Origin of the sequence: Endozoicomonas sp. G2_1 (assembly GCF_017744155.1) — a bacterium.
In the GTDB taxonomy this organism is placed as follows: domain Bacteria; phylum Pseudomonadota; class Gammaproteobacteria; order Enterobacterales; family Alteromonadaceae; genus JAGHQT01.
The window spans coordinates 191439-203101 of sequence record NZ_JAGHQT010000005.1 but is presented as its reverse complement, the minus strand read 5'-3'; the positions used below and the strand labels follow the sequence as shown (position 1 = coordinate 203101).

Genomic DNA, 11663 nt, shown 5'->3' with positions numbered 1-11663 from the left:
CTACAAACCCATATTTCTCAATCGGTTTGCTTGTTGGCGATATAAAGTGACCGGATCAGTTTCAAAAAAGTGATGTATACCAAAGCTATGGTTAATTTCATCAGCGTGGTTCATGCGGTAATTATCTTTTAATACTTTGCCTAAATGGCTACTACAGGCAGCAACTAAGCCATCGTTAGGCTCATCAAACGCCAAGCTTAACGCTAATTGTGGGCCGTCAAGTGGGTCAAAAATGTTAGTGAATGGATCGGCACCACTCCAAGAAAAATAGTAAACGCCATTGTCGGCAAGCATATCACCTTCACCGCAGTATTGGCTTGGAATGCCTTCAGGATATTTTGCGTTAAAGGCAAGACTACCCGCAGTGGTCAATACCTCTAGGCCCGCAATAGCGTCTTGAGGTAATCCAGAGTTAGCAGAAAACAGTTCAACTAAACTTGCAAAGCCATTCGTGATGCCCGCAGCCACTGTTTCAGAAATAGAGCCAGGTTCAATTTGTCCGCGAATAACATCAGCCACTTTACTTCCCCAGTTTACACCGCCAATACTGCTTACCGAAGCCACTAACTCAGGGCGTACAGAGGCGACATAACGAACAGTTTGAGCACCTTGGCTATGACCAAACAAATTAACTTTTTCTGCGCCAGTTAATGCTAATACATATTCAACCTGTTCAAGCAATTGCTCACCACGCAGTTCAGAACTATTAGCGGCAGAGACTTTGGCAACATAAACTTTAGCACCACTTCTAGTTAGCGCACTTGGTACTCGATAAAAATAATCAACGCCAAGGACATCGTCAAAGCCAAAAATACCGTGCACTAACACGATTGGATATTTAGTTTCAGTGTAACCTTTTGCGTTAACAACGCTTGTCGCCAGCAATAACACGGCTGACAACAAGGTAATTAGTTTTTTCATTTGTATATTCCTCGTTTTATTATTTCCCTCTTTGGGGAGCTTTTTGTTTGTACTAACGTTCAAATTTATTTAGTACAACCTTGAGAATACACATTACTGGTCAGAGGTCAAATTTGTTGAATTTATAACCACAACAAATTGAACAAATAACGTTCAAAAAAGTTAGTTAGGTAACGTTGAGATCACAGCTAATCGCTTACGTTCATTTGGTGAAAACATGTCTACCTCTAGTTTATTAACCCGAGATAAATACTGCTCACTATCTAAGTGATACTGCTGCTGTAATTGCTCCACTTGTTGCTGATACTGTTCAACTTTCTGTAACCACAGCGATTGCTGCTGAGTTGTAGCAATTAAGCGACGGGCTACTTGTTGGCCAAACTGAGTTGCCAAAATCTGATAGTTATCATCAGTTAACTGCCCTTGCTCCGACAGCTTAATAACTTGTGCAAGTGTCAAACTCGATTTAGCGGTTTCAAGATTGGTTGATTCTTGAAGGTGATTCACCAATCGTTGCTGTTTTTGTTCGCTGGTTAGCGCTTGGTCTTGTCTTATTTTTTGCCGCTCAAGTGCAGCTTGCTGCCATTCTCCCTGCTCAGGAAACAGCACAAGTAATTCCTGTTCGCTAAAATGTGATGATCGCAACTTATTGAGTTGGACTAATGTGTTTGCTAGTTGACTATCGTCTTTTGAATTTGCTGCGCTCACCAAAGACTTTTTATACGTTAAGTAGCGTTGAAACAATTCATTGATGTTCTGGCACTGCGTTAGCTCGGCACAATTTTTTTTAAAAGCAGCCTGCATTGCCACTTCGTCCCCTTGATAGGTTAAAATATAATAGTCAAACAAAACTTTGAGTCGTGCTTGCAACCAAGGTTGGTCTGATGAAAGCGTTGGCACTGAGACTTTCAATGCCGATGCCCCTTCAACATTATTTGCCCTCGTTGGGCAGTTTAACCAAGCAAAGCCTTGCCATAGAACTATTGCCGCTAATATCGGCACAACCAAACGCCAAACCATTTATAACCCCATGTTTTTCAGTCGATTTGCATGTTGTAGATAAATAGCAACAGGATCAGTTTCCAAAAAGTGATGAATACCAAAGCTGTGATTAAGCTGGTCAAGGTGATTCATCTGGTAATTATCTTTCAGTACTTTACCCAAATGACTGCTACACGCAGAGACCAAACCGTCATTAGCTTCATCAAACGCTAAACTTGTCGCTAATAACGCACCATCAAAAGGGTCGAAAATATTAGTAAATGGATCAGCACCGCTCCAAGAAAAATAATAAACACCATTGTCTGCCAACATTTCCCCCTCACCGCAATATTCCTCCGGCACTCCTTCAGGGTACTTTTGGTTAAACGCTTGAGTACCCGCTGTTGTCAACACAGATAAGCTCGCTAAAAAATCCTGCGGTAATTCTTTATGACCAGAGAATAATTCAACGACTGTCGCCAGTGCATTGGCTACTTTTTCAGCACGAGCTTGACGTTTAGGATCGTTATCAATTCGTTGCTGAATCAAATCAGCTACTTTACTACCCCAATTAACCCCGCCAATACTAGTGACTGAAGCGACAATGTCAGGTTTAACCGATGCGACATATCGACTAGTTTGTGCCCCCTGGCTGTGACCGAACAAATTCACTTTACTGGCGCCAGACAACGCTAAAACGTACTCAACTTGTTTCAGCAACTGCTCTCCTCGAAGCTCTGAGCCATTGGCAGCCGAAACCGCAGCAACGTAAACTTGCCCGCCGTTTTGATTGAGTTGTTCGGGAATGTGATAGAAGTAATCAATGCCGAGCACATCATCAAAACCAAAAAAGCCGTGTACTAACACGATAGGGTATTTGGTTTGGGCATATCCAGATTCTGTTTGAGCGAGCACCGACTTGGTGACTAACAAACCCGAGATAAGAGCGGCAAAAAGCCAATAATGGTAAATTCGCAACATTCAACTACACCTGAGTTACTTGCTTTAATAGCATCTATGGTAGGGCTATTACTTAGCAAGTCAACGGGCTAACCATTATGGGCTTGATAGTAATCAGCAATTTTTTCAAGCTGGTCGTTAGTCACTGTAGGAAAATCAATCCGCTCGCGATACTGATTAAACAATTGACTAAAAATTTTGCTCTCGCTTAACCGATCAAGCTGCCTGGCAAGATAAATACCGCGGCTATTATCGCGACGACAGCAATCACTGTATGCCGCAATAACATTTGCTAACCTGCTACCCCGTTGCTGAAGTGCTAAGTCAGCCTCCAAAAAATAAGCCGCGCCAGTCCAGTAAACCCGCTTATGAGCGCGCAATCGCCACATGTCAGCAGAAACCCGATTAAGCTTACCGGGTTTAGTGAGTGTTTTGCGCCGACCTCGCTCAAAGCCTGCCTTCACTCGAGCAATAAAACGTTTTCGCGATAACAAACCCGCTTGGTACATAACAATGTATTGCATATAAGTGGCAAATCCTTCATTGAGCCAAAACGATGGATAGTCTAAATACGGCAGGTACAGGTGAGATAATTCGTGATATAGCGTCCAGTCGTTGGTCAAAGCATAAAGAGAGGCACGATCACTAACGTGCAGCTTTACGCTGTCGGGATTGCCTCGCACGATTTGTCCCCAAGGCACAACTTCAGTGCGGGTCTTCTGCTGAACCAAAGTCACTTTCAATTGTTGTTGTGGAATTGGTGCAATACTATTTTCAACAGCTTGCTTTCCTTGTTCCAGCCAAGTTTTGAGCTGCTTTTTCTGCTCATCACTAAAGTGGCTTTGATAATCGAACATCAACTCAACCGCCGGTAATGGCCGAACAACTAGCGTATTAACTAATAAGCTAACGAGAAAAATAACCACTAGCCTCAGCCGAGGCACAACCATTGTTAACATAGCCTGCTCCCCTAAACACCGTATTGTCTAGCTTATACCCAGTCCACCTCAAGATGCTTGTTCAGTTGGAGTTAAAAGCGATTTGGGCAAGGCATTGATTGCAAAGAATGGTTGTTCCCTTGTTAAAATCAATAACGCCGCACAAATTGTCTTTTAAACCAACCCTTCGGGCGCTTCACAGGAACTTACTCTCTGCGTTGCAGCTAATTGAAAGGGAGTAACCATTCCTGCTAGCTGCGCCTTGATGTTAAGTCCCTGTGATAGCGCTGAATCATGCATCTTGAGGTAGTTTGGGTATATAGTAGACCGGATGATAGTTTTTTGTACTCAGTAAAAATGTAAGCAACTGTTCGCGATTGTGCTCCCATTTATACTCAGGTCACAGGTTTATACCAAGTGCTTATCAAAAATGTTGCTATCAAAAGTGCTCACTAGACTTTGTTTGGCTCTCGTGATTAAGGTCAAAAAAGGAGAAAATAAAAACGCCGAATCGACTGATTCGGCGTTTTAAATATCATTTAATTTCAAACCTCTATTTGCATAATTATGCAAATAGAGGTTTTTGACAAATATTATAAATTGGCTTCAACAATTTTCTTCATATCTGTCATGTAACCGCGTAACTCTTTACCTACAATTTCTACACCGTGGCTGCGAATCGCTTCGTTAACTTCGATTAAACGAACGTTATCAACACCATTTGACGAGCTCGCTAAACCTTCACCTAAATCTTCTAAGCTTAGCTTGCTAACAAAGTCTGATAATAATGGCACTGCGGCGTGACTAAATAAGTAGTTACCGTATTCAGCGGTATCTGAAATAACTACGTTCATCTCGTATAACTTGTTGCGCGCAATACAGTTAGCAATCAATGGTGTTTCGTGTAGCGACTCGTAGTAAGCTGATTCTTCAATAATGCCTGATGCAACCATGGCTTCAAACGCCAATTCAACACCAGCTTTAACCATGGCAACTAAGAAAATACCGCGGTCGTAGTATTCTTGCTCAGTAATTTCTGCGTCTGAATCTGGTGCTAGCTCAAACGATGTTTCAGCAGTTTGCGCACGCCAAGTTAACAAGTTTTTGTCGTCGTTAGCCCAATCTTCCATCATTACACGAGAGAAAGTGCCTTGAATAATGTCGTCCATGTGCTTTTCAAATAGTGGACGCAAGATATCTTTTAACTCTTCAGCCATATCAAAAGCTTTGATTTTGGCAGGGTTTGACAGGCGATCCATCATGTTAGTGATACCGCCGTGCTTCAAACCTTCAGTGACGGTTTCCCAGCCGTATTGAATTAGTTTACGGGCATAACCAGCATCAACGCCGTTAGCCACTAATTGTTGGTGGCCTAAAATAGCACCTGTTTGCAACATACCACATAAAATGGTTTGCTCACCCATTAAGTCAGATTTCACTTCGGCAATGAAAGATGACTCAAGTACACCAGCGCGGTCGCCGCCGGTTGCCGACGCGTATGCTTTAGCAATCGCTAAACCGTTGCCTTGAGGGTCGTTTTCAGGGTGAACCGCGATTAAGGTTGGTACACCAAAGCCGCGTTTGTATTCTTCGCGTACCTCAGTACCTGGACACTTAGGTGCAACCATGACAACTGTGATGTCAGAACGAATTTGCATACCTTCTTCAACAATGTTGAAACCGTGAGAGTAAGCTAGTGTTGAACCGTGCTTCATCAATGGCATTACTGCACTTACGGCAGAGGTATGCTGTTTATCTGGCGTTAAGTTAAGCACCAAATCTGCTTCAGGAATTAGTTCTTCGTATGTGCCAACGTTGAAACCATTTTCAGTCGCCCATTGGTATGACTGACGCTTTTCAGCAATCGCTGCTTCGCGCAATGCGTATGAAATATTTAGACCTGAGTCACGCATGTTAAGACCTTGGTTGAGGCCCTGAGCACCACAGCCAACGATAACGATGTTCCAACCCTTGATAAAGTTACAACCGTCAGCAAATTCTTCGCGCTTCATAAAACGACACTTGCCCAACTGAGCTAACTGCTCACGTAAACTCAAGGTATTAAAATAATTAGCCATGATGGTTTCCTAAAATTAGTTGTTAACACTTGTGCTACCGACTCAGCGATAATCACATAACTTGCTTTTATTCGATGAAACTGAGCATACCTCAAGCAACCCGTTGCTTAAAATGATATATTTGCACTACTATATTGCAAAAATCGCAACATCAAGTATTGCAGCATGAGATATTACTTAGCACTCTGGCGAAAACATGGATACTAAATCACTTAAAATGTTCCAACAGCTCGCGACTAGTTTACATTTTAGTCAAACTGCCGAGCTTTACCATGTCAGTCCCTCCACGTTAAGCCGAGCGATCCAACGTCTCGAGCAAGAGTTGGGTTGTACACTGCTGCACCGCGATAACCGCAGTGTTAGTTTGACCAGCGCCGGTATTGAATTAAAAGCGTTTGCCGATCAATATCTTGAGCAATACCAACTGCTGCAATTAAAGCTCAACCAACAACAAGCCGAGTTAACCGGCAAGCTTCATATCTACTGTTCAGTCACCGCAGCTTATAGCCATTTGCCAAAGTTAATTGACAGTTTTCGCCAGCAACATCCCTTGGTAGAAATTATGCTAACCACAGGTGATGCCGCAGACGCGTTGCAACAAGTTCAGCAACAAGCGGTCGATCTGGCGATTGCCGCCAAGCCGGATAATTTATCAGGCAGTTATTACTTTCACCCTATTGCCCAAATCCCGTTGGCATTAATTGCCCCAACGGTGGCTTGTCATACCCAACAAGTGCTGCAAGCAGAATCAATTAACTGGTCACAAGTACCGATTATTTTGCCTGAGCACGGTTCAGCGCGCTCGCGCTTCGAGCAATGGTATCGAAAATTACAATTTGGCAAACCCAATATTTACGCGACGGTTTCAGGTCATGAAGCGATTGTCAGTATGGTGGCGCTAGGCTGTGGTGTCGGCATTGCGCCGAAAGTAGTGGTTGATAACAGTCCGGTGAAAGACCGCGTTTATTACTTATCAGAAAAACACAATATTGCGCCATTTGAGCTCGGTATTTGCTGTCTTAACATCCGTAAAGAGCAACCTTTAGTGCAAGCGTTTTTGCAGTCTATTAGTCAATAACTAAGCAAATTTAGAACTACCTGCTTGGTAAACGCACTAGGCTACTTGCTCGGTCAAATGCCGTAAGATTCGATCCATGGCGCGATAAGACAGCGCTTCAATCAAGTGTTCGTGCTCAATATCGGCTTTCGCTTCAATATCTGCCAAGGTGCGAGCTATCTTGAGAATTTTGTGGTGAGCTCGGGTCGACATTCTCAGTTTTTCAATCGCCAATTCTAAAAATTCACTGTCATTTGCCGACAAGCGGCAGTATTGTTTCAGCTCCGTACTGCTTAGCTCGGCATTCACTTTCCCTTGTCGCTTGATCTGCCGTTGGTGACAGGCTTCAACCCGCTGTCGAACTTCAGCACTGGTCTCTGCTCGACTGTCGTCATTAGCCCACATCCCTTTTGGCAAACGTGCCACTTCAATTTGAATATCGATACGGTCGAGAAATGGCCCTGACAACCTGCTTAAGTAACGCAACACTTGTTCTGGCGTACTGCGGTTATCGTTGTAAAATCCAGTTGGTGATGGGTTCATCGCCGCAACTAACTGAAAATTGGCGGGAAAGGTTTGTTTACTGAGCGCTCTGGAAATCGTCACTTCACCCGACTCCATCGGCTCTCGCAGTACATCGAGTACTTTGCGTTCAAACTCTGACAAAAGACAATCTATCTGAGAATATAAAGCCTAAATAAGAGTTGATTTACATTTTCTGACTAATTATTTGATACTGCTTAGACATAGAAAATGATACTTTTTTTCTGTGTGACAGAATTTTTGAGATTGTATTACAAATGTCGATTGCGCAACGAAAAATTAAAGCGGGCTATGCCAACTTAACAGCCAAAGTTCCAAGCAAAAAACTCAATAAAATGGTAGATGCCGAATCTTCATTAGAGAGGGATTTTGTCTTAATCCTAGACAGTGACCCACATGTCACTCATTTTTTAGAGCAACCAATTAAAATTGGGCTTGAGGGAAACAGAACTTATACACCTGATTTTATGGTTACTTACAACAATAAAAAGACGGTGATTTACGAAGTCAAATACCGTAGTGAGTTACAAAAAAACTTCAACAAATTAAAACCTAAGTTCAAGGCAGCAATAAAGTACTGCAATCAGCAAGGCTATAAATTCAAAATAATTACAGATAAAGAAATTAGAACCCAAAGGTTAAAAAACTTAGAGTTTTTATCTCGATTTAACCTTACCGTATCTCATTCAGAAGAAGCTTTTAGGGATGCGATATTACGCTCATTCGTCGATTTGGGGGATGCAACACCAAAAGAGTTATTGGCAGCAACCTTCTCATCCAAAATCAAGCAAGCCGAGGCAATGCCTGTACTTTGGCGCATGATTTATAGTGGTGTTATTTCAGTTGACTTAAATTTACCTTTATCAATGGACTCAGCATTGATGCTCGATAGCGAGCTAAGGAGCACAGTATGTTAACAGTCGCGCTACAACCCGGTCTTATCGTTGCTGTTGGGCAGCAGAAATATAGATTACATAAAGTTGTTAACTTGCAATATGTGCTCGCTATCAACCTTGCCACAGATGAATTGGAACGTATCAATATTGCCAACATCACTCCCGTAAACGAGGAAGATGATGCCTCAAAACGAAATGATATTGACAGTTTATTGTTATCAGAAAAAGATTGGCAACTTGCAGAAAGCCGATATAAAACGATTCAGCCTTTACTTGCGCTTGAAAGCAAAATAACAACAAAAGATGTTATTAGCGTTGCAGAAAAATCGGGGACATCAAGAGCAACGATTTACCGTTGGATAAAACGTTATAAAAGTTCAGGAAAAGTTTCTTCTCTCGTTCGTATTAAACGGATCGATTCAGGCAAATCAAGGCTTAACCAAGAACAAGAGCTCATTCTTCAAGAAAGCATTGAAAAACACTACCTTGTTCCTGAGCGCCCTGATATTAGTGTCGCGTATAAAAGTTATGAAGTTGACTGCTTAAATGCGGGTGTAACCCCCTGTTCATATAAGACGTACTCTAGAAGAGCTAAAAAAACAGCTCCTAAAATTCAAACACAAAAACGTTTTAGCAAAGCAATTGCAGCTCAACAATTTGACCCGAAAATAAGCAAGTTCCCACAGGGAAACTACCCTCTCGATGTTATACAAATAGATCATACCAAGCCAAACGTCATGCTGGTTGATGATAAAGAAAGACTGCCAATATGCAGACCTTGGGTAACGTTTGCTATCGATGTTTATAGTCGAGCTATTGTTGGTTACTACCTTGCTTTAGAAGCCCCAAGCGCAACAACTGTTGGTATGTGTATAACACACGCTATCTCTCGTAAAGAAAGCTGGTTATCTCATCAAGGTATTACGACCGAATGGCCTATATGGGGAATAATGAGAGTTATCCATGCAGATAATGGTGCTGATTTTAGAAGCAAATCCCTCGACCATGCTTGCTTCAACTATGGCATTCAAATTAACTGGCGGCCATTGAGTCGGCCTGATTTTGGCGGGCATGTTGAGCGTTTGATGCGTACAGTAAAGAACGATTTAAACAACCTACGCGGAACAACCTTTAAAAACCCTCAAGACAAACTAGATTATGACTCTGAAGGACGAGCTATTTTTACGTTTTCAGAGTTTCAGAAATGGCTCGTAACATATATCACTAAGTACTATCATCAAAGAACTCATAGCGATTTAAAACAGTCTCCCATTTCTAAGTTTGAAGAAGGTTTGTTTGAGAGCCATAACGACAATCCCCCTACTGGCTTACCAGAATTTGTAGAAGATGAACGCAGACTCTATCTAGATTTTTTGCCTTATGTAAAGCGCTCAGTGCAACGTTACGGCATTTCAATTGATAATATTCACTACTTCCATCCAGCGATAGCAAAATGGATCAACGTAAAGTCCGATGCTGAAGACGGTAAGTACATTATCAAATATGAGCTACACCAAATTAATCATATCTACTTCTTAGATCCCGATACTCAAGATTACATTGAAATACCAAGAGTAGAGCGCACCGCAGAGAATATGACTCGTTTTGAACTCACCAAAATAAATAAGCTGCTAAGAGAAAAAGGCAAAAGTAAAATTGACGAGCAAAAAATTATCGAAGCACACCGAGAGTTACTAGCTATTTCCGAGCAAGCAGAAAAATCAACTAAAGCCACTCGACGTGCAGCACAACGTAAAACCCAGTTAAAACAATCAGTAAAACATGTCGCACCAAAGGCACCAGAAGTCATCAAACCTGATTGGTCAATTGAAGAGCCCTTCGACGATATTGATATAGATATTTAATATGAAACATTTACACAAATCAGTTCTGCATATTGCCGACTTACCCGCTAAAGAGCGCATTCATGAAACGTTAAAGCGCCGTTGGATAGGTTATTCAAACGCAAATAACACACTAAAACGCATGGAAGATATATTAAATCATCCTAAAACTCATAGAATGCCCAATTTACTTATTAAGTCTCATACCAATAATGGTAAGTCTTTTCTATTAGAGCGATTCTTAAAGTCGCATCAACCTTATGAGTGTCCTTATGAGGATAAAATGGTCGTACCGGTCATTTTCATTGAAATACCGCCAGATGCTAGCCCTGACACTATTTACACTCAAATACTGAATGTTCTTCACATCACTTACAGTTATTCGTCAAAAAAAGATGTTAAAGCACAGTTAGCATTTGATGCTATTGAATTATACAAAGTAAAAGTTTTGTTGATTGATGAGCTTCACGTTTTAATGAACACGACGAAGCTCAAAAAAGCACAAATGTTAGATGCCCTTAAATATATAGGTAATCGATGCCAAATTTCGATTATTGGGGCTGGTACGCAAGAAGCACATACAGCGATATTATCTGATAACCAACTCGCCAATAGGTTTGAACCAATAGTATTGCCTCGATGGCAGCTCAGCTCCGAATACAGAAAGCTCTTAGCTACATTCGAAAAAATAATACCACTTAGAGCCCCATCCAATTTACAACAACAAGATATTGCGATGGAGATTTATACCATGAGTGGGGGCTGGATTGGCGAAATTGACGCTATTTTAAAAAGAGCGGCGAAGTACGCGATTGAAAACGGCGAAGAGCAAATTACGCTTAAAACGCTCTCTAAAATAGATTGGATAGCTCCAGAAGTAAGAAGAAAAGTCTAACTTAAAATGCTGTTGAGCTGGCCGAAGCCTTACGGTGATGAATGTCTTTCATCATGGCTTTCAAGGCTCGCAAGAGAAAATCTATGTGACCCATATTTATTTGTTAAACATCACTTTCAAACAAACTTATGGGCGAAAGATATTGATAAATATCTTGATGATAAACACCTTTCAGTAATATGTAGTATCACCCCATACCCTCAGAGCCAAATCACTAAACTCTTGATGCCACAATACAAGTTTTACGGTATCGAACGCACTCCCAATAACAATTCAGAAATCACACTACTCAATACCACACTAGTTGGCTTTAGAAAAACAAAACCTTGGCTCCAATATTGCCCGTTATGTCTTAAAGAGTCACCATACTATCGTCGGCACTGGCGATTAGCTCATGTTACGGTTTGTCCAAAGCACAATATAAAACTTTATGACCGATGCTTTAGATGCGCAGAACCAATCAATTTTCATAGGCTAGATGTTCGTCATGATTCAATGCTCAGGTGTGACAAGTGCCTAGTACTTTTAACAAAAGCTCCGATAATCAAGG

10 protein-coding genes are annotated in these 11663 nt (G+C 41.6%); 4 read left to right on the top strand and 6 right to left on the bottom strand.

The genetic code is table 11. The features are described 5' to 3' along the window. The 5 genes from J7384_RS08825 to ilvC form a co-directional block, all read right to left on the bottom strand. Complete coding sequence (locus J7384_RS08825; protein ID WP_209113141.1) at window positions 1–921, bottom strand: triacylglycerol lipase; 921 nt, start codon at window positions 919–921, stop codon at window positions 1–3. Between the two features lie 162 nt (window positions 922–1083). Further along, window positions 1084–1941, bottom strand: coding sequence for a lipase secretion chaperone (locus tag J7384_RS08820; RefSeq protein WP_209113139.1), 858 nt, complete (start codon window positions 1939–1941; stop codon window positions 1084–1086). Next, window positions 1942–2883 (bottom strand): triacylglycerol lipase, encoded by a 942-nt coding sequence (locus J7384_RS08815; RefSeq protein WP_209113137.1) that lies wholly within the window; start codon window positions 2881–2883, stop codon window positions 1942–1944. It lies immediately after the preceding gene. Window positions 2884–2951: 68 nt separating this feature from the next. Further along, window positions 2952–3821 carry a hypothetical protein gene (locus J7384_RS08810; RefSeq protein ID WP_209113135.1) on the bottom strand — a complete coding sequence of 290 codons (870 nt, stop codon included), beginning with the start codon at window positions 3819–3821 and terminating at the stop codon, window positions 2952–2954. A 572-nt stretch (window positions 3822–4393) separates the two neighbouring features. Continuing rightward, window positions 4394–5878 carry a ketol-acid reductoisomerase gene (ilvC, locus tag J7384_RS08805; protein WP_209113133.1) on the bottom strand — a complete coding sequence of 495 codons (1485 nt, stop codon included), beginning with the start codon at window positions 5876–5878 and terminating at the stop codon, window positions 4394–4396. Window positions 5879–6074: 196 nt separating this feature from the next. Between ilvC and ilvY the strand changes: the two genes are divergently transcribed. Beyond that, window positions 6075–6956, top strand: coding sequence for an HTH-type transcriptional activator IlvY (gene ilvY / locus J7384_RS08800; protein ID WP_209113131.1), 882 nt, complete (start codon window positions 6075–6077; stop codon window positions 6954–6956). Between the two features lie 36 nt (window positions 6957–6992). Here the strand turns inward: ilvY and J7384_RS08795 are convergent, their stop codons facing one another. Further along, window positions 6993–7601 (bottom strand): ATP-binding protein, encoded by a 609-nt coding sequence (locus J7384_RS08795; RefSeq protein WP_209113129.1) that lies wholly within the window; start codon window positions 7599–7601, stop codon window positions 6993–6995. Window positions 7602–7735: 134 nt separating this feature from the next. Here J7384_RS08795 and J7384_RS08790 point away from each other — a divergent pair, with 134 nt between their 5' ends. The 3 genes from J7384_RS08790 to J7384_RS08780 are packed head-to-tail and all read left to right on the top strand — an operon-like array spanning window position 7736 to window position 11113. Continuing rightward, complete coding sequence (locus tag J7384_RS08790; protein WP_209113127.1) at window positions 7736–8395, top strand: TnsA endonuclease N-terminal domain-containing protein; 660 nt, start codon at window positions 7736–7738, stop codon at window positions 8393–8395. Next, entirely contained in the window at window positions 8389–10239 is a 1851-nt protein-coding gene (locus J7384_RS08785) for a Mu transposase C-terminal domain-containing protein (protein ID WP_209113125.1), read from the top strand. Before J7384_RS08790 ends, J7384_RS08785 begins: the two co-directional genes overlap by 7 nt. A gap of 1 nt (window position 10240) precedes the next feature. Then, complete coding sequence (locus tag J7384_RS08780) at window positions 10241–11113, top strand: TniB family NTP-binding protein (RefSeq protein WP_209113123.1); 873 nt, start codon at window positions 10241–10243, stop codon at window positions 11111–11113. Window positions 11114–11663: the final 550 nt, after the last annotated feature.